The 21,250-nt window shown below is 62.5% G+C and carries 19 protein-coding genes; 10 read left to right on the top strand and 9 right to left on the bottom strand.

The window, feature by feature from the left end:
* Positions 1-5 precede the first annotated feature (5 nt).
* Positions 6-848 (bottom strand): HDOD domain-containing protein, encoded by an 843-nt coding sequence (locus WNB94_RS01705; RefSeq protein ID WP_341387966.1) that lies wholly within the window; start codon positions 846-848, stop codon positions 6-8.
* 116 nt (positions 849-964) lie between these two features.
* Positions 965-1,546: a chalcone isomerase family protein gene (locus tag WNB94_RS01700; protein ID WP_341387965.1), complete on the bottom strand. Its 582-nt coding sequence runs from the start codon at positions 1,544-1,546 to the stop codon at positions 965-967.
* A gap of 146 nt (positions 1,547-1,692) precedes the next feature.
* On the opposite strand from WNB94_RS01700, the gene WNB94_RS01695 reads away from it, so the two are divergent.
* Positions 1,693-2,472, top strand: coding sequence for a type III pantothenate kinase (locus WNB94_RS01695; protein ID WP_341387963.1), 780 nt, complete (start codon positions 1,693-1,695; stop codon positions 2,470-2,472).
* Here WNB94_RS01695 and hslU read toward each other — a convergent pair.
* The 5 genes from hslU to WNB94_RS01670 form a co-directional block, all read right to left on the bottom strand.
* The gene (gene hslU, locus WNB94_RS01690) at positions 2,462-3,793 is read right to left on the bottom strand and encodes an ATP-dependent protease ATPase subunit HslU (protein ID WP_341387961.1); all 1,332 of its coding nucleotides are present in this window, start codon (positions 3,791-3,793) and stop codon (positions 2,462-2,464) included. The two genes, WNB94_RS01695 and hslU, sit on opposite strands and share 11 nt — an antisense overlap.
* Before the next feature lie 25 nt (positions 3,794-3,818).
* Positions 3,819-4,367, bottom strand: coding sequence for an ATP-dependent protease subunit HslV (gene hslV, locus WNB94_RS01685; RefSeq protein ID WP_341387960.1), 549 nt, complete (start codon positions 4,365-4,367; stop codon positions 3,819-3,821).
* Positions 4,368-4,435: 68 nt separating this feature from the next.
* A complete protein-coding gene (locus WNB94_RS01680) occupies positions 4,436-6,142 on the bottom strand; it encodes an STAS domain-containing protein (RefSeq protein WP_341387959.1) in 1,707 nt (568 codons plus the stop codon).
* 42 nt (positions 6,143-6,184) lie between these two features.
* Positions 6,185-6,853, bottom strand: a complete 669-nt coding sequence (gene dksA / locus WNB94_RS01675) for an RNA polymerase-binding protein DksA (RefSeq protein WP_341387958.1) — start codon at positions 6,851-6,853, stop codon at positions 6,185-6,187.
* A gap of 187 nt (positions 6,854-7,040) precedes the next feature.
* Positions 7,041-8,102, bottom strand: a complete 1,062-nt coding sequence (locus WNB94_RS01670) for a CobW family GTP-binding protein (RefSeq protein ID WP_341387957.1) — start codon at positions 8,100-8,102, stop codon at positions 7,041-7,043.
* A gap of 102 nt (positions 8,103-8,204) precedes the next feature.
* On the opposite strand from WNB94_RS01670, the gene WNB94_RS01665 reads away from it, so the two are divergent.
* The 6 genes from WNB94_RS01665 (at position 8,205) to WNB94_RS01640 (ending at position 15,411) form a co-directional block, all read left to right on the top strand.
* The gene (locus WNB94_RS01665; protein ID WP_445819012.1) at positions 8,205-9,113 is read left to right on the top strand and encodes a CorC family transporter; all 909 of its coding nucleotides are present in this window, start codon (positions 8,205-8,207) and stop codon (positions 9,111-9,113) included.
* A 7-nt stretch (positions 9,114-9,120) separates the two neighbouring features.
* The gene (lnt, locus tag WNB94_RS01660; RefSeq protein ID WP_341387955.1) at positions 9,121-10,692 is read left to right on the top strand and encodes an apolipoprotein N-acyltransferase; all 1,572 of its coding nucleotides are present in this window, start codon (positions 9,121-9,123) and stop codon (positions 10,690-10,692) included.
* Positions 10,693-10,769: 77 nt separating this feature from the next.
* Positions 10,770-11,690: a glycine--tRNA ligase subunit alpha gene (glyQ, locus tag WNB94_RS01655; RefSeq protein ID WP_341387954.1), complete on the top strand. Its 921-nt coding sequence runs from the start codon at positions 10,770-10,772 to the stop codon at positions 11,688-11,690.
* Positions 11,691-11,692: 2 nt separating this feature from the next.
* Positions 11,693-13,876, top strand: coding sequence for a glycine--tRNA ligase subunit beta (gene glyS, locus WNB94_RS01650; RefSeq protein ID WP_341387953.1), 2,184 nt, complete (start codon positions 11,693-11,695; stop codon positions 13,874-13,876).
* Between the two features lie 33 nt (positions 13,877-13,909).
* On the top strand, positions 13,910-14,527 hold the full coding sequence (gene gmhB / locus WNB94_RS01645; RefSeq protein ID WP_341387952.1) for a D-glycero-beta-D-manno-heptose 1,7-bisphosphate 7-phosphatase: 618 nt from the start codon (positions 13,910-13,912) through the stop codon (positions 14,525-14,527).
* Between the two features lie 143 nt (positions 14,528-14,670).
* Positions 14,671-15,411: a M48 family metallopeptidase gene (locus WNB94_RS01640; protein WP_341387950.1), complete on the top strand. Its 741-nt coding sequence runs from the start codon at positions 14,671-14,673 to the stop codon at positions 15,409-15,411.
* On the opposite strand, the gene WNB94_RS01635 is transcribed toward WNB94_RS01640, so the two are convergent.
* Positions 15,395-16,471, bottom strand: a complete 1,077-nt coding sequence (locus tag WNB94_RS01635) for an MBL fold metallo-hydrolase (protein WP_341387949.1) — start codon at positions 16,469-16,471, stop codon at positions 15,395-15,397. The two genes, WNB94_RS01640 and WNB94_RS01635, sit on opposite strands and share 17 nt — an antisense overlap.
* Positions 16,472-16,551: 80 nt before the next feature.
* On the opposite strand from WNB94_RS01635, the gene can reads away from it, so the two are divergent.
* Both can and aceK read left to right on the top strand, forming a co-directional pair.
* Positions 16,552-17,211 carry a carbonate dehydratase gene (gene can, locus WNB94_RS01630; RefSeq protein ID WP_341387948.1) on the top strand — a complete coding sequence of 220 codons (660 nt, stop codon included), beginning with the start codon at positions 16,552-16,554 and terminating at the stop codon, positions 17,209-17,211.
* Positions 17,212-17,255: 44 nt separating this feature from the next.
* Entirely contained in the window at positions 17,256-19,154 is a 1,899-nt protein-coding gene (gene aceK, locus WNB94_RS01625) for a bifunctional isocitrate dehydrogenase kinase/phosphatase (protein ID WP_341387947.1), read from the top strand.
* 10 nt (positions 19,155-19,164) lie between these two features.
* On the opposite strand, the gene WNB94_RS01620 is transcribed toward aceK, so the two are convergent.
* On the bottom strand, positions 19,165-19,980 hold the full coding sequence (locus WNB94_RS01620; protein ID WP_341389906.1) for an outer membrane protein assembly factor BamD: 816 nt from the start codon (positions 19,978-19,980) through the stop codon (positions 19,165-19,167).
* Positions 19,981-20,114: 134 nt separating this feature from the next.
* On the opposite strand from WNB94_RS01620, the gene WNB94_RS01615 reads away from it, so the two are divergent.
* A complete protein-coding gene (locus WNB94_RS01615; protein WP_341387945.1) occupies positions 20,115-21,242 on the top strand; it encodes an RluA family pseudouridine synthase in 1,128 nt (375 codons plus the stop codon).
* The last annotated feature ends 8 nt before the right edge of the window (positions 21,243-21,250 follow it).

The following is a 21,250-nucleotide window of genomic DNA, read 5'->3' as shown; positions in this document are numbered from 1 at the left end:
TGCCCTCAACCGTCAATGTCCTGAATGAGGCGCCATGTTGCGTCTTTGGACAAATTGATCAGCGCAGCCACATCAGCGATGTCGTCAGGCCAGGCCGCTTGCGCGTGAGGATCGTCCCAGCCATGCTGTGAGTGCCGAGCCAGGCGCACCGCCAGTGTGGTGGTCCGGATGCGGGGATGGTGGGCAAGCCGGTCGTCGGTGCACTCGATCAGCAGGGGCGGCAAGCTCCATTGCTGCATCAACTGGATCGCCAGGTCGTCCAGGCTGATGCCCAGCACGTCCTGCTGCACGTCTTTCGATCTCAGGCGGTGATCGGCATTGAGTTGATCCGACACCTGCTGCATGAGCGCAGGGGCGTGACACCACATCAGCATCTCTGCAAAGTCGTGCAGCAGCGCCGCCTCCTGGATGATGAGGGCGTCTTCGTCTTGCCGACGCAAGGCAAAGTTGACGGCGAACCGGCTTGCACGGCGTCCCCGCGTGATGACCTTGAGCAGGCCACTGGTGGCCGCAGGGTGCTCATGCAGCCAGTCAAGGATGGACACGGGTTGCTCATAGGCCCTGAAGAAAGGGCCGATGCCCAGCATGACGATGGCGCCAACCAGGGTCTCTGGTGGTTCGGCGCCAGACGAGCGGCAGTGTCGGGCCACCCGCTTGAGCACGTCCAGCGTCATCAGCGGGTCGTGTGAAAAGGCTTCCGACAGCGTGTGGGCGTCCACGCTGCCGGTGCGCTCTTCGATGTCACGGAACTGATGGAGGTCGGCCAGCGTGCCAGGCAGCACCGGGATCAGGGCATCGCGGTAGGCATCAACCCAGGCCGAAATGGAGGGCAGGCGGCGATCGATCATGCGCAAGGTGCTGGTTCACTGATGTCCTCAGGTTATGCGCCTTTCGCGCGGGTTGCGCAAGAAGGTAACCACGGTATACGGCCCACCCGTATGCCTTTCGTCACATGACAGAGATGTCAGGGGCGCTTCAGCAGGTCTGACTTGAGGTCTTTGTCCACCGCCGAGGTGCCCAACCAGATGCGCAAGATGCCCGCTTGAAAGTCGGTGCCCGGGATCGCGGCCGTTCGCGCTTGGCCATTGACCAGCACGCGCAAGCCCGTTTCGGGCAGCATGTGGATGTCCACGACCGTGCCTTTTTTGATCTCTCCGAACGCACGCATGGCCCCACTGAGTTCATCCAGCCTGGCTTGCATGGCCGACAGTTCGTCGGCGTTGTGGTTGCTCTTGAACCCCTTGACCAGGGCCTCTGCAAAGTCCTCGCCGTCCAGGTTGCGCATCATCACGATGCGGATGTTCTTGGGGCCGCCGGCCTTGATGAGCACCGACGGATCCTGGCTTGCTTGCACGGTGTACAGGCCCATGGCATAGACGTCCACGATGATGCGAACGCGCTTGCCTGCCCCATTGAGTTGCAGGGTCTGCCCCTGAAGGCTCATGGTGTCTTCAAACGCGATCCCGTCGACGTTGACGGCGGCTTGTGCCATGGTGGCAACACTCAGGACGAGGCCCAGGAGCCATGAGCGAACAAAGGTGGTCATGAATGGTGATCCCAGGCAACAGCGTGCCAGTTGTGATGGGATCATTATCTGCCATAACGATCGGGCTGTTTTAAACATCGTGCGCGCGTCCTTCTTGCATGACAATCCATGGATGTTTGTATGCGCCGGTCGGCCGGCGGTTTTTCATGGCTTCCTTGCTCATTGACATCGGCAATACGCGGCTCAAATGGGGAATTTATGAACAGGCCCGTCCCGGGGCTCGCTTGCTGGCCCATGGCGCGGTGGTGCTGGAAGACATCGACCACTTGTGGGATTTGTCATGGAAGTCCTTGCCGGAGAGGCCCACTGACATGCTGGGGTGCGTGGTGGCCGGTGAGGCCATCAAACGGCGGGTGGAAGAACAACTGATGTCTGGTTGGGCGCTGGCGCCGCGCTGGGTGTCAGCGTCGGCCCACGCTGCGGGCGTCGTCAATGGCTATGAGCACCCTCAACGGCTGGGTGCCGACCGTTGGGCCGCCATCGTCGGTGCACGACAACATGTGCTGAGCCGCCATCCGGAGGATCCACCGCCCACCGTCGCCGTGATGGTGGGCACGGCCGTGACGGTCGATGCCATCGACGCGGGGGGACGGTTTCTGGGGGGGCTCATCCTGCCGGGCTTCGGTCTGATGTACCGGGCCCTGGAGAGTGGCACCGCCGGTCTGAAGGTGCCCACCGGCGAGGTGCACAGTTTTCCCCGCAACACCAGCGACGCCTTGATGAGTGGCGGCACCGATGCCATCGCAGGCGCCATCGAGCGGATGATGCGACGCCTGCGTCAGCACACAGGGCGTGAGCCCCACCTCGTGATGTCAGGTGGCGCGGTGTCCCGTCTGGCTCACATCGACACCTTGCCCGCCGTCGTGGTCGAGAACCTCATCTTTGAGGGGCTGCTGTCGTTGGCGGTGGACGCGATCAAAGAATGAAGCGTGAGAGGTCTTCATCGCCGGCCAGCGCATTGAGGCGCTGATTCACCTCGGTGGCATCGATCAGGCGATCCTGCCCTGACAGATTCGGCGCCTGAAAGGACAGCTCTTCGAGCAAGCGTTCAAGCATCGTGGCCAGTCTTCTGGCCCCGATGTTTTCAGTGCGCTCATTGACCTGACAGGCCAACTCGGCAATCCGCCGGATCGCGTCGTCAGTGAATCGCAGGCTCACCCCTTCCGTGGCCAGCAGGGCCTGGTACTGCTTGATGAGGCTGGCCGATGGCTGGGTGAGGATGGCCTCAAAGTCGTCCACGGACAAAGCCGACAACTCGACCCGGATGGGAAAGCGTCCCTGCAGTTCGGGAATCAGGTCACTGGGGCGGCTCAGGTGGAAGGCACCTGAGGCGATGAACAGCATGTGGTCGGTCTTGACCATGCCGTATTTGGTGTTGACCGTGGTGCCTTCGACCAAGGGCAGCAAATCGCGTTGAACGCCTTGTCGAGACACGTCGGCGCTTTGGTTTTCCGAGCGCGAGGCCACCTTGTCGATTTCATCGATGAAGACAATGCCGTTTTGCTCGGCACGCTCAAGTGCCTTGGCACGAATCTCGTCCTCGTTGAGCAACTTGGCGGCTTCTTCTTCAATCAACTGGGTGCGCGCCTCGGCCACGGTCACCTTGCGGGTCTTGCGTTTGCCTTGCCCCAACTGGGCGAACATGCCTCGAATTTGTTCGGCCATGTCCTCCATGCCTGCCGGGCCCATGATTTCAACGGCGGCGGGCTTGGCATCGGCCAGCTCGATTTCAATGTCCTTGTCGTCCAGCGTGCCTTCGCGCAGGCGCTTGCGCATCACCTGACGCGCCGTGTTGTCACCGGTGGCGCTGGCGCCGAACCCCACCTCATGGCGTGGCTGTGGCACCAGCACGTCCAGGATGCGATCTTCGGCGGCGTCTTCGGCGCGCACGCGTTGCTGTTGCATTTGCCGCGCACGTTCTTCCTTGATGGCTGCCTCCACCAGATCACGGATGATCGTGTCGACATCCTTGCCCACATACCCCACTTCGGTGAACTTGGTGGCTTCGACCTTGATGAACGGTGCGTCGGCCAGTTTGGCCAGGCGTCGGGCGATTTCGGTCTTGCCCACGCCCGTCGGGCCGATCATCAGGATGTTCTTGGGCGTGATTTCACTGCGCAGCCGGTCATCCACCTGCTGGCGGCGCCAGCGGTTGCGCAAGGCGATGGCCACGGCGCGCTTGGCATCTCGCTGGCCGATGATGTGGCGGTCCAGCTCGCTGACGATTTCCTGTGGGGTCATGCTCATGGTGTCGGGGCCTGGTTGGCCAGGATCAGTCCAGGGTCAGCAGGGTGTGCTGCTGGTTTGTGTAGATGCACAGATCGCCCGCGATCTCCAGCGAGCGCTTGACCACGTCGGCCGGGGGCAGGGCGGTGTGGTCGATCAAGGCGCGCGCCGCTGCCTGGGCATACGCACCGCCGGAGCCGATGGCGATGATGCCGTGCTCGGGTTCGAGCACATCACCATTGCCGGTGATGATCAAGGACGTGTCTCGGTCGGCCACGGCCAGCATCGCCTCCAGCCGGCGCAGCACCCGGTCTGTGCGCCAGTCGCGCGTCAGTTCGACCGCTGCGCGGGCCAGATGGCCCTGGTGTTTTTCGAGCTTGGCTTCAAAGCGCTCGAACAGTGTGAAGGCGTCTGCCGTGGCACCGGCAAAGCCGGCCAGAACCTGGTCTCTGTAAAGCTTGCGTACTTTGCGGGCACTGGCTTTGACCACGATGTGGCCCAGGGTCACCTGGCCGTCGCCGCCCATGGCCACCTGCCAGCCTTGTTCGGTCTGGCGCCGAACGCTCACGATGGTCGTGCCGTGATAAGAATCCATGGTGTGTCATTGCTGCTGTCAGGCAGCGGCAGTTGAGGGCTGCCCCCTTGATTTCAAGAGGGGAAGGTTCAGACGGTCTGCAGTCTGACCCGGGCATGCTCGTTGATGCCCATGGCCCCGAAGAACAGGGCCAGCAGCCGATGGGGCTGCAAGAAAATGACCTGTCGCCCCTCGCCGCGTCGCGACAGCACCCAGTTGAGCAGGTCGCCGGCCGCGATGAAGTCCACGCGCAAGAGGTGCTGACAATCGATCTCCAGCGTCACACTGGCGCCCAACTGGTCATCCAGGTGGCGCAAGGTGTCCCCGATGTCACCCAGCAGTTGTCCCGACAGGTTCAGGCGTGCGACCTGAACAAACTCCACCTCTTCATGCATCTGGGATTCGATGAAGCTGGTGGTGACTTCGCTGACGTGGGACAGCGGGCGGGTTGGGGGGCTGATGCCCTCTTCGGTGTGCTGAACCAGGCCCTTGGGGGGCTCCCAAGAGGGCGGCGACTGCTCATAGGTGATGCAGTAATCGATGGCCACCTCGTCGAAACGATCAGGGCGGTTGCACAAACGCAGTACCGCCAGCTTGAGCATCCAGAAAGCCGGATCTTCGCTGCGAACGCCGGTAGGGCTGCGCTCTTCCAGCACATGGAGCAGGTGCTCGGCGCCGCGCCAGACCAAAGTCTGCCCGTCCTGAGCCCACTGGCCCATCAGGTGCCCCAGCAAAGCCGCGCCTTCAGGGGTCACATCCTGCACCAAATGCCACGACATCGTCCATGGGCGGGGCAGTTGCAAGCAGGCCATGCGCAGGTTGGCCACGGCCTCGGTGTCAATGCCGGTGGGCGCCACCCAGCCTTCGAGCTGGCCCTCTGAGTCGGGCGCCAGGTCTTCATCGGGGTGCGCGACCGGGGTGTCTGCCTGCGTGGCGTTCAAGAAGGCGCTGACTTTGGCAGGCAAGGAATACCACTGTGGCGCCGACATCCCGAACTTCTGAACGAACGCCAGCGCCAGTTGCTCGAACTTCTGGGGCACGTCCAGCGCACGGTACAGATCGAACAACACCATCCAGGTGTCGACGTGATCGTGGCGGGGTGCACCGGGCTGAACCAGGTCCAGCAGGCTTTTCTCGCATTGGTCAAAATCCGCATTCGCGAAGGCGATGACGGCTTCGTCCAGCTCGGGGTCCTGCATGACCTCGATCACCTCCAGCTGCGCGTCCAGGGTGGGGACGCCCAGGTGCGGTGAAAGGCTGCTGTGGCCGTCGCGGGTTGACCCTGGCAGGCCCATGCGGGCCGCGTCCAGCACCGCTTGAGAGATCTCTGGCGGAGGCTCTTCATACGGCAAGGTCATCGGGCTGGAATCGGGCTGCGCGGGCACGTCTTCCAGGCGAATGGCATGGTGTGCCGGACGCTGAACCACCGCATCAGGCGCACGGTTGCTCAGGCCCACCATCTGCTGCTCGATGGCGTCGATCTTGGCCTTCACCGTCACGTCCGAGCGGGCGCCCGCCTGTGGCGACGATTCGGGGTCCAGATTGGATGGGTTGCCCAAGGCCAGCGCCGCATCGGGTGTGAGACCCTCGCGGCGAATTTTGCGCAGCATGTCGAGTTCGCGCTTGCGCACAAAGTCGTTGCGCCGCTTGCGTTCGATCATGGCTTTGATCTCGCTTTTGGCGAAATCACTGTCACCGGAAGCGCCTTTGGGCTTGTCCAGGTCGGCCCAGTCCGTGGTCGGATTGGCCACAAAACGAGCCACCTTCTTCAAAAAGCCGCCGGCCTCTTTGGTCACCTCTGGGTTCCTCTGCCTTGTCAGGTGCTTCACGTTCGGGGGTCAATCCCCGAACATTTTCTGTTTGAGTTCGCGGCGTTGTTGCGCTTCCAGCGACAAGGTGGCGGTGGGGCGTGCCAGCAGGCGGCCCAGGCCGATGGGTTCACCGGTTTCGTCGCAGAAACCGTAGTCGCCTGCCTCGATGCGTGCAATCGCCTGTCCGATTTTCTTGAGCAGCTTGCGCTCGCGGTCGCGTGTGCGCAGTTCCAGGGCATGCTCTTCTTCGATCGTGGCGCGGTCAGCCGGATCGGGCACGATGGAGGTGTCTTCCCGCAGGTGTTCGGTGGTTTCGCCGGCATTGGACAGCAGGTCTTCCTTCTGGGCCTCCAGGCGGGTGCGGAAGAACTCCAATTGCTTGTCGTTCATGTACTCGGCATCTGGCATCGCCAAGAGTTCGGCTTCGCTCAAGTCGCGGCCGGCTTTGGTTTTCCAGGCGTTGGCAAGTTTGGTGTCAACCTTGGTGGCTGTGGACATGGTGTCGTTCAAGGGGTTGGTGGCGCGAGCAGACGGGCTTTTGGCGCGGCTGGTCGTGGAGGTTGCCGATGTCGTTTTTTCGGTAGCGCCCGCCTCAGCTTGAGCAGCTTTCTTGGCGGCAGGCTGCCGGGTGCTGCTGCGGGTGCGGGACGTGCTACCGGATGAGGCAGTCTTGGCCGATGTTGCGCTTTTCGTCACGGTGAACCTCCTGTGCGATGGGCGTGAGCCGCAAGGTGACGGATCGGGCGGGGGTACTGCATGCCCGCAGCCTGCGCATGCGCCGACCCCAGGATGGGGTGGTTGGACAGTGCAGCAGGCGCGCGGATTGTAGCCATGGTTCAGACGCGCAGGCGGTCAGGACATCCCTCGATGGGGTGGATACCGTTCAGTTCAGGCATTGATCCAGCCCAGCCTGGAACAGATCCTGGGGCAGGTCGATCCCGATGAACACCATCTTGCTGACTTTGTGTTCGCCAGGGGTCCATTTGGGCCCCAGGTCGCTGCCCATCAGTTGATGGACGCCCTGGAAGATCACCTTGCGGTCCATGCCGGCCACGTGCAGCACGCCCTTGTAGCGCAGCATGCGGGGGCCATAGATTTGCACCATCGAGCCCAGAAAGTCTTCCAGCTTGGTCGCATTGAAGGGCTTGTTGGCCTTGTAGACGAACGATTTGACGTCGTCATCGTGAGCGTGGTGGTGCGGGTGGTCGCAATGATCATGGCCACAATCGTGGTCGTGATCGTGGTGGTCATGGCCGTGGCCGTGGCCGTGAGCGTGGCCATGGGCATCGTCTTTCAGGAAGTCGGGGTCGATGTCCAGTTTGGCGTTCAGGTTGAAGCCGCGGATGTCAAGGAACTCCTGCAGGGGCACTTCACCAAAATGCACGCGCTTTTGCGGTGCCCGGGGGTTCATGTGCTTGATGCGGTGCGACAAGGCATCGGCTTCGGCCGGCGAGACGAGATCGGTCTTCGACAGAAAGATCTGGTCGGCAAAGCCCACCTGCCGCTGGGCCTCTTGCCGGTCGTTGAGTTGCTGTTGGCCGTGTTTGGCGTCCACCAGGGTCACGATGGCGTCCAACAGGTACAACTCGGCAATTTCGTCGTCCATGAAGAAGGTCTGCGCCACTGGGCCCGGGTCAGCCAGGCCGGTGGTTTCGATCACGACGCGTTCGAACTGAAGCTGCCCGTCGCGACGCTTGTGCGCCAGCTCGGACAGCGTGGCCCGCAGGTCTTCACGGATGGTGCAGCAAACACATCCATTGCTCATCTGGATGATTTGCTCGTTCGTGTCGGCCACGAGGATGTCGTTGTCGATGTTTTCTTCGCCGAATTCGTTCTCGATCACGGCGATGCGTTGACCATGTGATTCGGTGAGGATGCGTTTGAGCAGCGTGGTTTTGCCGCTGCCCAGAAATCCGGTGAGGATGGTGACGGGGATCATGCTCATGCCTTCAGTGTAGCCCCCTTGCCAACCCCTTGTTGCGGGGGGCGCAGCTTTTGTCAGGCTGCTGGGTTATTCTTGGGGCATTGCAACCACGACACCCCTGCCGTGTCCGACCACCCTCCTAGTCGCCCGCAGCGGGCAGATCGCCAGGCCGGCCAGCCCTGGTCTGCCCCCCGTCCCAAGGATGCCCGCAGCCTGTTTGTTCGTCTGGTCGAGTTCTTGTCACCCGGCCCTGACTCCACGGCCGAGTTGATCAAGACCCTGGCTGATGCAGAGCACCGCGATCTGATCGAGCCTGAGTCCAGGGTGATGCTGGAAGGCGTCATCCGCATGGCCGGCATGACCGCCGGCGATGTGATGGTGGCGTTCAAGCGCATGGATTTGCTGGACATCGATGCCCCCTATGACGAGTTGCTGGGGCAGGTGATCGAGACCGCGCATTCACGCTTTCCCGTGTTCGAGGGGCAGCGTGACAACATCATCGGCATCCTCATGGCCAAGGACCTGCTCAAACTGCAGCGGGCGCCTGAATTGAATCTCCGCACCTTGTTGCGTCCGCCCTTGTTCGTGCCCGAGTCCAAGGGGCTCAATGAGTTGCTGCGCGAGTTCCGTTCCAACCGGAGCCATCTGGCCATCGTCATTGATGAATTCGGCAAGACGGCGGGCCTGATCACCATTGAGGATGTGCTTGAGGAAATCGTTGGCGAGATCGAGGATGAATTCGACGACGAGGATGGCGATGCCAGCATCTTCACGCTGGCCGATGGCAGCCAGCGCGTGGCGGGCGACGCTTCCATCGATTCGGTCAATGAGGTGTTCGAGACTTCCTTGCCGGCCGAAGATTTCGACACCATCGGCGGCCTGGTGGCGCACGAACTGGGGCGCGTGCCCAGACGTGGTGAACAGGTGGACATCCAGGGCCTGCGCTTCACGGTCATGCTGGCCCGGGGCGGTGCTGTTCGATGGTTCAAGGTCACGCGGGCGCTGTCTGACGGCGACACGCTGACGTCTTGAGCAACCCATGCCGTTGACCAACAGGAGGGCGGCTGTCCTGGCCGTGCTGGCCGGCGGCGTGCATGCCTGTGCGCTGGCACCCGTGGTGGCGCAGTGGGGGCAGGGGCTTCCTGCCCTCATGCAAAGTCTGGCGCTCAGTGCCTTGATATGGCTCCTGGTGCACAGCGAAACGACCTGGCAGGGCGCCTGGCGTGCCTGGCTGTATGGCTCCGTCTGGCTGCTGGGTGCCACCGGCTGGATGTTCGTCAGTCTGCACCATTTTGGCGGCCTGCCGGCATGGTTGTCTGCCCTGGCCGTGTACCTGCTGTGTGTGGCCTTGTCTTTGTACCTTGCTGCAGCGGGATGGGCCTGGGTGCGATGGCGGCGGCGCCATGTGGTGGCCGATGCAATGCTGTGGGCCGCGTTGTGGCTGCTGGCCGAGTTGGCGCGGGCCTGGTTGTTCACGGGCTTTCCGTGGGGTGCCAGTGGTTATGGGCTGATCGACAGCCCCTTGGTGGCGCTGGCCCCCTGGCTTGGCGTGTATGGCATGGGCGCCGTCTGGGCGGGCCTGCTGGCCGGCCTGGTGCTCGCGGCACGGCGGCAGCGCCGTATGGTGCTGGCCTGGCTGGGCTGTTTGGTGGCGCTGGCCCTGGGCGGCGGCTGGACGGTGCGCGCACACACCCAGCCGCATGCAGCGCCGCTGGAGGTGGACCTGCTGCAGAGCAATATTCCGCAAGATGAAAAATTCAGCCCGGCGCGTCAGTGGGATGCCCTGAATTGGCATGCGCAAACCCTGTTGGGCAGCCAGGCTGACCTGGTGGTGGCGCCCGAGACCGCCATACCGCTGTTGCCAGACCAGTTGCCTGATGGCTACTGGGCGTCCCTGCGTCAAGGGTTTCTGGGCGAGCGGCATGCCTTGATCGGCATCCCTTTGGGCGATTTTGAACAGGGCTACACCAATTCAGTGGTGGGTCTGTCCGGGCCTGCGGCCCAAGGCGGTGGGGCGGAAGAGTTTTATCGGTATGACAAGCACCACCTCGTTCCTTTTGGCGAGTTCATCCCCTGGGGTTTTCGGTGGTTTGTCAACCTGATGAACATGCCGCTGGGCGATTTCAGCCGGGGGCCGCTGAATGCGCCCTCGTTTGGCGTGCATGGCCAACGCGTGGCACCTACCATTTGTTATGAAGATCTGTTTGGTGAAGAAATTGCCGCGCGTTTCGTGAATGCCGCCACGGCACCGACCTTGATGGTCAATGTCAGCAACTTGGCCTGGTTCGGTGAGTCGGTGGCCATCCACCAGCACCTGCAAATTGCCCGCATGCGGTCGCTGGAATTTCAGCTCCCCACGGTGCGCTCCACCAACACGGGGGCCACGGTGTTGATCGATCACCTGGGGCAGGTGCGTGCAGCGATGCCCGCCAACACCCGCGGTGTTTTGCGTGTTCGCGTGCAAGGTTATGCGGGCGTCACCCCGTTTGCCTGGTGGGCCGGGCGTTGGGGGCTGCTGCCATTGGCGTGCCTGGGTGTTTCTCTGGTTTTGCTGGTGGCGTGGGCACCGATCCGTCGCGCCCGCTCGTCCCCTGCACTTGATCATCACTAAAATCATGGGTTACGCGGCGATTTGCCGCGAGCCTTCATTCACCCATTGCTGTTGCCCTTGGCAACCAAGGCCTGACCATGCTGACCTTCCAGCAACTGATTCTTCGACTCCAAAGCTACTGGGACGCACAGGGCTGTGCGCTGCTGCAGCCCTATGACATGGAAGTCGGGGCCGGTACCAGTCACACCGCCACCTTCCTGCGTGCCCTGGGCCCAGAGCCCTGGAAGGCCGCGTATGTGCAGCCCAGCCGTCGTCCCAAAGATGGACGCTATGGCGAGAACCCCAACCGCCTCCAGCACTATTACCAGTATCAGGTGGTGCTCAAACCTGCGCCAGCCAACATCCTGGAGCTGTACCTCGGGTCGCTTGAGGCCCTGGGTTTTGACCTCAAGAAAAACGACATTCGCTTTGTCGAAGATGACTGGGAGAACCCCACGCTGGGCGCCTGGGGCCTGGGCTGGGAGGTGTGGCTCAATGGCATGGAAGTCACCCAGTTCACCTACTTCCAGCAGGTGGGCGGCATCGACTGCAAGCCCATCACTGGCGAGATCACCTATGGTCTGGAGCGACTGGCCATGTACCTCCAGGGCGTCGAGAACGTCTATGACCTGGTTTACGCCCCTGGCATCAAGTACGGCGATGTGTTCCACCAAAACGAAGTCGAGCAATCAACCTACAACTTCGAGCACAGCAACGTCGAGTTCCTGCTTGGGGCCTTCGGCAGCTACGAAGCACAGGCCAAGTACCTGATGGAGCAGCAACTGGCGCTGCCGGCCTACGAGCAGGTGCTCAAGGCCGCCCACACCTTCAACTTGCTGGACGCCCGTGGCGCCATCTCTGTGACCGAGCGTGCTGGCTACATCGGTCGCATCCGCAACCTGGCGCGAAGTGTGGCGGCCAGTTACCTGGACAGCCGCGCCCGCCTGGGCTTCCCCATGGCGCCCAAAGCCTGGGCCGATGAAGTGATCGAACAACTGAACAACAAGAAGGCGGCCTGAGCATGACCACCCCGCAACACACCGCCAACCTGCTGGTTGAATTGTTCGTTGAAGAGCTGCCGCCCAAAGCCCTGAAGAAACTCGGTGAAGTCTTTGCCCAGGTGCTGGCCGACAGTCTGAAGGCGCAAGGGCTGGCCCAAGAAAACAGCATCGTCACGCCGTATGCGTCACCGCGCCGGTTGGCCGCGCACATTTCTGAGGTGATGGGGCGCGCCCTGGATCAGGCTGTTCGCACCAAGCTCATGCCGGTGGGCGTGGCGCTGGATGCCGCTGGGCAGCCCACGCCAGCGCTGTTGAAAAAACTGAGCGCCATGGGCCTGGGTGCCGAGGTGGTGCCCACGCTGCAGCGCGCGCCAGATGGCAAGGCTGAAGCCCTGTTTCTTGACAGTGTCAAGCCCGGCGCTTCGCTGGCCGAAGGGCTGCAAAAAGCATTGGATGAAGCGCTCGCGCGTCTGCCCATTCCCAAGGTGATGACCTACCAGTTGGAGCAAGGCGACGGCAGTGATTTCCAGCCGGGATGGACCAGCGTCAATTTTGTGCGTCCTGCCCACGGGCTCGTGGCTCTGCATGGCAGTGAAGAGGTCCAGGTGTCGGCGCTGGGGCTCAAGTCCGGGCGCGTGACCCGCGGACACCGTTTTGAGGCCAAGGTCGACAAGATCATCGTGCTGACCGCAGACACCTATGCCGAGCAGTTGAGCCGCGAGGGTGCGGTGATTGCGTCGTTTGCAGAGCGTCGGGCAGACATCGTGCGCCAGCTGGACGCCGCAGCCGCACGTGCGGGTAAAGACCTGCGCCCCATCGATGATGAGGCTTTGCTGGACGAGGTGACGGCCCTGGTGGAGCGCCCGAATGTCCTCATCGGGCAGTTCGAAGCCGCGTTTCTGGAGGTGCCCCAGGAGTGCCTGATCCTGACGATGAAGGCCAACCAGAAGTACTTTCCCTTGTTGGCGCCGTCCGGCAAATTGACAAACCAGTTCCTGGTGGTCAGCAACATCTGCCCTGAAGACCCCAGCGCCATCATTGGCGGCAACGAGCGCGTGGTGCGTCCTCGTCTGGCCGACGCGAAGTTTTTCTACGACCAGGACCGCAAAAAAACCCTGGCGTCCCGCCAGCCTGGGCTGGCCAAGGTGGTTTATCACAACAAGCTGGGCACCCAGGCAGAGCGCTCGGAGCGTGTGCGTGCCATTGCCCACGCCATCGTGAACCAGTTGCGTCTGTCCACCGTGCCCTACACCGTGGACGACAAGGATCATTTCGACGTCCTGGACAGCAAGGCCCAGCAGGCGGCCAGCCTGGCCAAGACCGACTTGCTGACCGACATGGTCGGCGAGTTTCCCGAACTGCAGGGAATCATGGGCGCGTACTACGCGCGACATGAAGGCTTGCGTGACGGCGTGGCCATCGCGATTGAAGACCACTACAAGCCGCGCTTTGCCGGCGACAGCCTGCCGCGCAACCACACCGGCACGGTGGTCGCTCTGGCAGACAAGCTCGAAACCCTGGTGGGCTTGTTCGGCATTGGCCAGTTGCCCACGGGCGACAAAGACCCGTTCGCGTTGCGACGCCATGCGCTTGGCGTCATTCGCATCCTGATCGAGAAGGACTTGCCGCTGTCCCTGCCAGCCCTGATCCACGATGCGGCAGCCACCTTCGGCGAGCTCATCGTGGACCCCAGCGACGCCTTGCTGGGCTTCATGGCAGACCGCTTGGCGGTGTCCCTGCGCGAGCAGGGGTTCACCGCGCAGGAGGTCGATGCCGTCTTGGCCCTGCGGCCTGCCCGGCTGGGCGAGGTGCCCCGGCGCTTGGCCGCCGTGAGGGCGTTTGTGGCCTTGCCTGAAGCGGCGGCGCTGGCCGCGGCCAACAAGCGTGTGGGCAACATCCTGAAGAAGGCCGATGAGGCGGTGCAGCCTCAAGTGGATGCAGCCCTGCTGCGCGAGTCTGCAGAGGTGTCGCTGTATGAAGCGCTGCAGTCTGTGACCCCTTCAGCCCAGCTGGCTTTTGATCGAGGGGATTACACTGCGTCATTGCAAGCTCTGGCCTCGTTGCGTGCGCCTGTTGATGCATTTTTCGACAGCGTCATGGTCAACGCCGACGAGCCTGCACTGAAGGCCAACCGTCTGGGTTTGCTGAGCGTCTTGCACGACGCCATGAACCGGGTGGCTGATCTGGCGCGGCTGGCCGCCTGATCACACATGCGCAGCGCCAGCCCTGGAGAGGGCATGAAGATCGTCATCCTCGACCGAGATGGGACCATCAACCACGAGCGTGAGGACTACATCAAGTCCGCCGACGAGTGGGTGCCTCTGCCGGGGGCGCTGGATGCCATTGCCCGGCTCAACCATGCCGGGTGGCATGTGGTGGTGGCCACCAATCAGTCGGGCATTGGGCGGGGGCTGTTCGACATGGTGGCCCTCAATGCCATGCACGCCAAGATGAACCAGATGCTGGCTCGACTGGGTGGTCGGGTCGATGCCGTGTTCTTCTGTCCTCACACGCCCGAAGACCTGTGCACCTGTCGCAAGCCGCAGCCGGGACTGTTTCAGATGATCGGGCAGCGATTCGGCGTCAGCCTGCAAGGGGTTCCCATGGTGGGCGACCTGCCGCGTGACGTGCTGGCGGCGCAGTCGGTGGGTTGCGAGCCCCATCTGGTGCGCACCGGACAGGCTGCCACCATGAGCGAGGCCGAGCTTCAGGATTTGCGGCGTCGGGTTCCCGACCTCACCATTCACCCGGACCTGTCTTCTTTTGCTGATTTTCTGGTGCTCAGAGAGCGGCAGATCCACGGCGAAGACAGCCCGGTGGCCACCCACATGGGCGAGCTTGGAGAGCTCAATTGACGCCCCTGGAGCCGATTCAGCTGTCGCTGTGGGGCGATGACCCCGCGCCGGCTCCGCGCTCCGAGGTGCCCACATCCGCTGCCCCGACCGACGGTCGATCTGCAGCGGTACCGCTGGATGTGGCGGGCCATCATGAACCTTCCGTGTGCACGCTGCCTTGCTTTCGCCACCCGCTGGCCGATCGAGAGATCCGTCTGGGAAAGGCCATCATCGCCTATGAGTTCAAGCGGGCCCACCGGCGGAGCATTGGCATGGTGGTCGGGCCCGAAGGTCTGAGCGTTCGGGCACCTCGCTGGGTCAGCGTCGCGGATGTGGAGGCCGCGCTCAGATCCAAAGAACAATGGCTGTGCAAGAAGCTGCTGGAGCAGCGCGAACGAGTGCAACGCGAGGCACAGGCTCGCATTGAGTGGGTGGACGGTGGCCTGGTGCCGTTCTTGGGTCAGCCCCGCCGATTGGTTTTGCAGCCCGACTTGAATGGCGTGGCCTTGTCCGCCGATGAGCGCAACCTGCTGGTGGGTTTGGGGCCGCAAGCCACACCCGCCCAGGTGAAAGACCAGGTGCATGCGTGGCTGCAGCGTGAAGCCCGCCACATCTTTGCAGCCCGGGTTGCTCATTTTGCGCAGCGCCTGGGCGTGACCGTCACGCGCATCAGCCTCTCGTCAGCGCGTACCCGTTGGGGCAGTGCCAGTGCCGACGGATCCATTCGCCTTCACTGGAGCCTGGTTCATTTCAGTCAGGACATCGTTGACTATGTCGTGACCCATGAACTGGCGCACCTCCGCGAAATGAACCACAGCCTGCGATTCTGGGAAGTGGTGCGTTCTGTCTTGCCCGACTACGACGAGCCGCGGCAGAGCCTGCGACGCCTTAGCGTGCCGCAGTGAATCGCCACACGCCCTGATCGTCGCGTTCGCGTCTCAGTTCGCCCTTGAGCCACAGGTGGTTCAGGTGAGCCAGGGCCTCGCCCATGGCGAATGTGGTCTGGTGCAGGTCCAGCGGACGCTTGAACAACACCGGCAAAAGATCCGCTGCACACACCGGGGCCTGCCTGGCGTGCGTGACCACATCGGTCAATCGCTCGGCGTGATGAGCCTGCAAGGCATTGATCCGGGCGTGGATGCCCCGAAAGGGCAGGCCATGCGAGGGCAGGGCCAATGTGTCAGGTGGCAGATCCCGCATGCGCTCCAAAGAGCGGAGAAACAGCCCCAGAGGATCAGCCTCTGGCTCCATGTCAACCACGCTGACATTGGTCGAGATGGTGGGCAACAGCATGTCACCAGAGATCAGCACGCCATCGCGTTCGTCATACAGCGAGATGTGTTCCGGGCTGTGTCCATGGCCGCTCAGGCATCGCCATTGACGACCACCCATGCGCAAGACGTGACCATCCATGAGTCGGTGAAAGCTGCGTGGGACGTCCGGCACCATGGATGCGTAATAGTCGCCTCGCGCCTGTATCTTGCTCAGGGCCTGGGGGTCTGCCAGACCGTGCGCTGCAAAGTGCGCAGACGCCCGAACACCGCCATAGCCGGTGGTTTCCTTGCAGGCCAGTAAGGCAGCGAGGTGATCGGTGGCGCTCATCCAGAACTGCGCACCCTGGCTGCGGCCAAAGTTTTCCATCAACCAATGGGCGTTGCCGACATGGTCGGGGTGCATGTGCGTGACCACCATGCGCAGCAGCGGCTGTGGTGTCCACGCTGTGGACCACAGGGCTTCCCAGGCGGCGCGTATCTCTTCGGTGGCCACGCCAGAGTCCACCACTGACAGTCCGACTTGGCCATCCAGGTCGTCATCGAGCACCCAGAGGTTGATGTGGTTGAGCGCAAAAGGCAAGGGCATGCGCACCCAGTGCAGGCCAGGCAAAAGTGTGGTGAAGCTGCCTGTCGACGGGCGGTGATCGCCCCAGGGGTAGCTCAGTGTGGGGTGAGCTGATGATGTGGACATGATGGTTTGGATTGTGCACGACTGTGCAATTCGCGCAGGGTGGGGGCGGATCAGGCCCGCAGCTTGTCTACACTGGCTGCATGAAGATCGACGCATTGTTTGAGAAAAACCGCGCCTGGGCGCACGACATAGAGCAACGCAGCCCCGGGTTTTTCACTCGCCTGCAGCAGCAGCAATCGCCAGAGTACCTCTGGATCGGCTGCAGCGACAGCCGTGTGCCAGCCAACGAGATCGTGGGGCTGTTGCCGGGCGAGCTGTTTGTGCATCGCAACGTGGCCAATGTGGTGGTGCACTCTGACCTCAACTGCTTGTCGGTGATGCAGTTCGCCATCGATTCCTTGAAGGTCAAGCACATCATTGTCGTGGGCCACTATGGCTGCAGCGGCGTGCATGCCGCCATGGTCAATCGCAGGGTGGGCATCGCAGACAACTGGTTGCGCCATGTTCAGGATGTTCACCATCAGCATCGGGGCTGGCTGGACGAATTGCCCTCCGAAGGGTCGGCGCGCCTCGATGCCTTGTGCGAACTCAATGTGCTGGAGCAATGCCGAAACGTTTGCCACACCACGGTGGTGCAGGACGCCTGGGCCCGCGGCCAGGAGGTGCGTGTCCATGGCTGGGTATACGGCTTGCATAATGGGCTGATCAAGGACTTGCGCATGTCGGTCCGTTCGGCGGAAGAGGTGGCGCCCGCGTATCAGGCCGCCCTCGACGGGCTTCGACAGCGCCACCAGTCTTGACCCCAGGCCGAACTGCGCCGCCATTGTCATTCGGAGCCCATCGCATGTTTCCGCAACAGATCACCGATCCCCGCGTATTCGATATCGCTCGGGCCTTGCTCGACGGTTTTGATCGGCATTACCGAATTTTCAGTGAAACCACTGCGCAGTCCAAGCGTCGCTTTGAGCAGGCAGACTGGGTGGGGCAGCAGACGGCCCAGCGGGCCCGCATCGAGTTCTATGACCTGCGGGTCGACGAGGCGGTCGAGCGGCTGGAGTCCGACCACGGCGCCAGCACCTTGCCCATGGCCGTGTGGCATCAGGTCAAGCTGCTGTACATCGGCTTGCTCACGGGCCATCGGCAGCCTGAGCTGGCCGAGACGTTCTTCAATTCGGTGACCATCCAGATCTTGCATCGCAAGTATTACCGCAACGATTTCATCTTCGTGCGGCCGGCGGTGTCCACCGAATACATCGACGATGACGACGGGCAGGGCGGCAGCACCTTCCGGGCGTATTACCCCACGAGAGAAAACCTGCGCGAGACCATCAAGACGGTCGTGCAAAGCTATGACCTGCAGGTGCCGTTTGTTGATCTCGATCGCGACATCGGGTTCGTTTACGACGCGCTGCTGGAAGAGGTGGGCAACGTTCGCTTGCGCACCAACTTCCAGATCCAGGTGCTGTCATCGCTGTTCTACCGCAACAAGGGTGCCTACATCGTGGGCAAACTGGTCAACGGTTTCCGCAGTTTGCCGTTTGCCATCCCGATTTTGCACAATGCCCGCAACCAGCTCTACATCGATGCCGCCTTGTTCGGCGAGGATGACCTGTTGGCCCTGTTCAGCTTTGCCCGAGCCTATTTCATGGTGGACATGCTCGTGCCCTCGGCGTATGTGCAGTTTCTGCGCAGCCTGATGCCGCGCCGTCCCCGCAGCGAGCTGTACAGCGCCATTGGCCTGCAAAAGCACGGCAAGAACCTGTTCTACCGTGACTTTCTTTTCCATCTGCGGCACTCCAGCGACAAGTTCCGCATCGCTCCAGGCATCAAGGGCATGGTCATGCTGGTGTTTGACCTGCCGTCTTATCCGTTCGTGTTCAAGGTCATCAAGGATTACTTTCCTCCACAAAAGGAGACCACCCGCGAGCTCATCATGAGCAAGTACCAGCTCGTGAAACAGCACGACCGCGTGGGGCGCATGGCCGATTCCCTGGAGTTCACGAACGTGGCCTTTCCCCGCGATCGATTCGACGACGAATTGATCGCCGAGTTGCAGAAGTTTTCGCCCAGCGTGATCGAGGAGGATGAGGACGGTCAGGTGCTGGTGCTCAAGCACCTCTACATCGAACGTCGCATGGTGCCTCTGAACATTTACATTCAGGAGGCCGAAGGTGAGGCGCTTGAGCATGCCGTCATCGAGTACGGCAATGCCCTGAAAGACCTGGTGGCCGCCAACATTTTCCCCGGCGACATGCTGTGGAAGAACTTCGGCGTCACGCGCAACGGCAAGGTCGTGTTCTACGACTACGACGAAATCGAATACATCACCGATTGCAACTTCCGCAAGGTGCCCGAGCCGCGCAATGAGGAAGAAGAGATGTCAGGCGAGATCTGGTACACCGTCGGGCCCCGAGATGTCTTTCCGGAGACGTTCGGTCCCTTCCTGCTCGGGGATCCACGCGTGAGAGGCATCTTCATGCAGCACCACGCCGACCTGCTTGAGCCCGCCTTCTGGCAGCAATACAAGGACCGGATCCTGGACGGCTATGTGCACGATGTATTTCCGTACGACCGGTCTCGGCGGTTCATCCACAAGATCCGCCAGATGGGGCTGGACCCGGACCTGCCATCATCTGACATGGTGCCTGCCGAGGAGCCCGTGGACGTGCCACCCCTGGGGCCGGATGTTCACGACCAGGGGCGTTTGACAGGATTTGCGTCCGGAGGCGCTGGCGCCGACTGAGCGCCCAGGCTCACCAGAGCTGCCACCAAGGCTTGGGGGCAGCTTCTGTGTTGCCGCCGGTGTCGGCGTTGGGCGTTGTATCGGCCGAGGCGGTCTGGGTCAGGAAGCGGCTGCCTGGAAAGCTCTGACGCAGCACGCGCAGGGCGCCATCACGCAGCTCGGTCAAGCCCAACTGATCATAGCTTCGCGCCATGAGCGAAAGCGCCTCTTCAACCGCCGGCGACTGCTGGTAGTCGACCACGGCCTGCTGCGCCCGGTTGGCGGCAGCCAGGTAGGCCCCGCGCCGATAGTAGTAACGCGCCACGTGCACTTCGCCAGCCGCCAGCGAATTGACGATGTGATTCATGCGCAGTCGGGCGTCTTCGGCATAGCGAGACTGAGGGAAGCGTTCGATGAGCTGGCGGAACGACTCATAGGCGTCTTTGGACGCTTGTTGATCGCGCTCGGACAAATCCTGCCGGGACAGGCGCCCGAACAAGCCGAGGTCTTCATTGAAATTGATCAGGCCTTGCAGGTACAGGGCGTAGTCCAGGGCCGGGCTCGTGGGGTGCAGCCGCATGAAGCGCTCCAGCTTGGCCAGCGCCTGGGCCTTTTCCCCGGTCTTGTAGTAGGCATACGCCAGATCGATCTGGGCCTGCTGAGACAACAAGGTGCCAGATGCACGGGCTTCCACCCGCTCCAGTTGCTTGATCGCGGTCTCAAAGTTGCCTTCAGTCATTTCGTCGCGGGCGTCCGCGTACAATTTTTCAGGCTGAATGTTGGCGTATTCGTCCCGCGGCGCGGTGCCGCATGCCGCCAGGCTCACACACAAGGCCGCTGCGGCCATCCGCATGGCATGCCGCCCAGTCAGTGGGTGGCAAGATGTTTTCTTGAACAGTTTCACGTTGTTTAGGGCGATCGGGTCTACAGGACGGCTCGCCGACGAGCGCTGGAAAGCGCAGTATATAGAAGCAAGCCTGCATGGCCACGAGAACCCCCCCCACGAAGCTCCTTGCGTCTGATGTTCGCACCGACGCCGCTGGCGACATCGGCGACCTCAATGAGGCCGTGGACCTGCTGGACGATGTGCCTGATGAGGCGTCCGAAGCCCTGGCAGACCAGGGGCAGGCGGCGGCAGGCCTGTTGGCCGCCCCCGACATCCGGCGCTGGGAGCTCATGCCTGCGCACCGGGGCAAGCGGCTGGACCGCTTGCTGGCAGACCTGGTGCCAGAGCACTCCCGCAGCCACTTGCAGACCCTGATCGAGGACGGCGCCGTGACGCTGGACGACGTTCCCGTGACGTCTCCCTCCAAAAAGGTTCTGCCTGGGCAGATGCTCGGCATCCATGTTCGTCCCACAGCCCAAAGTCAGTCGTTCAAGCCAGAGGCCATGCCGCTGGAGGTGCTTCATGAAGACGCCCACCTGCTGGTGATCAACAAGCCGGCCGGACTGGTGGTGCACCCGGCGGCAGGGCACTGGCAAGGCACGCTGATGAACGGACTGCTGGCCCACCATGCAGGGGCCTCGGCCTTGCCCCGCGCTGGGATCGTTCACCGCCTTGACAAGGACACCAGCGGCCTCATGGTGGTGGCCAAGTCATGGGAAGCCATGCATGCCCTCACCCAGGCCATTGCCGAGCGAACCGTCAGCAGGCAGTACCTGGCGATTGCCCATGGTGAATGGAGCAGGGCGCGCCACATTGACGCTCCGGTCGGGCGTGATCCGGTGTCTCGCGTTCGCATGGCGGTGGTGAGCCAGGGCAAGCCGGCGCAAACGGATGTGCTCCCGGTGGCGGTGGCAGGTGGATCGGACGGCGAAGGGTCGGTGTCGGCCGTCCGGTGCATTTTGCACACAGGGCGCACCCATCAGATCAGGGTGCACCTGGCTCACCAGGGGTGCCCGCTGGTGGGGGATGCCACCTACGGCGGGCGCCCTCTGCATGGGTTGACGCGGCAGGCCTTGCACGCCGCACGCCTGTCATTCAGGCACCCGATGACGGGCAGCGAGTGCGTGTTCACGGCGCCCCTGCCCGAGGACATGGCGGCATTTTTTGCCGCGCTCGGCTGGGTGGCGCCAGATTTTTCATCCTGGTCGGCTTCTGGTGCATAATGTCTCCA

This window comes from Aquabacterium sp. A3 (genome assembly GCF_038069945.1).
GTDB lineage: Bacteria > Pseudomonadota > Gammaproteobacteria > Burkholderiales > Burkholderiaceae_C > Aquabacterium.
The sequence above is the reverse complement of the archived record's forward strand: the minus strand, read 5'-3'. Positions and strand labels throughout refer to the sequence as shown.

What these genes read in the sequence shown, in the direction of transcription:
- WNB94_RS01705 (WP_341387966.1), bottom strand. Translation starts at nt 848, where the DNA reads ATGATCGATCGCCGCCTGCCCTCCATTTCGGCCTGGGTTGATGCCTAC.
- WNB94_RS01700 (WP_341387965.1), bottom strand. Translation starts at nt 1,546, where the DNA reads ATGACCACCTTTGTTCGCTCATGGCTCCTGGGCCTCGTCCTGAGTGTT.
- WNB94_RS01695 (WP_341387963.1), top strand. Translation starts at nt 1,693, where the DNA reads ATGGCTTCCTTGCTCATTGACATCGGCAATACGCGGCTCAAATGGGGA.
- hslU (WP_341387961.1), bottom strand. Translation starts at nt 3,793, where the DNA reads ATGAGCATGACCCCACAGGAAATCGTCAGCGAGCTGGACCGCCACATC.
- hslV (WP_341387960.1), bottom strand. Translation starts at nt 4,367, where the DNA reads ATGGATTCTTATCACGGCACGACCATCGTGAGCGTTCGGCGCCAGACC.
- WNB94_RS01670 (WP_341387957.1), bottom strand. Translation starts at nt 8,102, where the DNA reads ATGAGCATGATCCCCGTCACCATCCTCACCGGATTTCTGGGCAGCGGC.
- lnt (WP_341387955.1), top strand. Translation starts at nt 9,121, where the DNA reads ATGCCGTTGACCAACAGGAGGGCGGCTGTCCTGGCCGTGCTGGCCGGC.
- glyQ (WP_341387954.1), top strand. Translation starts at nt 10,770, where the DNA reads ATGCTGACCTTCCAGCAACTGATTCTTCGACTCCAAAGCTACTGGGAC.
- glyS (WP_341387953.1), top strand. Translation starts at nt 11,693, where the DNA reads ATGACCACCCCGCAACACACCGCCAACCTGCTGGTTGAATTGTTCGTT.
- gmhB (WP_341387952.1), top strand. Translation starts at nt 13,910, where the DNA reads ATGAAGATCGTCATCCTCGACCGAGATGGGACCATCAACCACGAGCGT.
- WNB94_RS01635 (WP_341387949.1), bottom strand. Translation starts at nt 16,471, where the DNA reads ATGTCCACATCATCAGCTCACCCCACACTGAGCTACCCCTGGGGCGAT.
- can (WP_341387948.1), top strand. Translation starts at nt 16,552, where the DNA reads ATGAAGATCGACGCATTGTTTGAGAAAAACCGCGCCTGGGCGCACGAC.
- aceK (WP_341387947.1), top strand. Translation starts at nt 17,256, where the DNA reads ATGTTTCCGCAACAGATCACCGATCCCCGCGTATTCGATATCGCTCGG.
- WNB94_RS01620 (WP_341389906.1), bottom strand. Translation starts at nt 19,980, where the DNA reads ATGGCCGCAGCGGCCTTGTGTGTGAGCCTGGCGGCATGCGGCACCGCG.
- WNB94_RS01615 (WP_341387945.1), top strand. Translation starts at nt 20,115, where the DNA reads ATGGCCACGAGAACCCCCCCCACGAAGCTCCTTGCGTCTGATGTTCGC.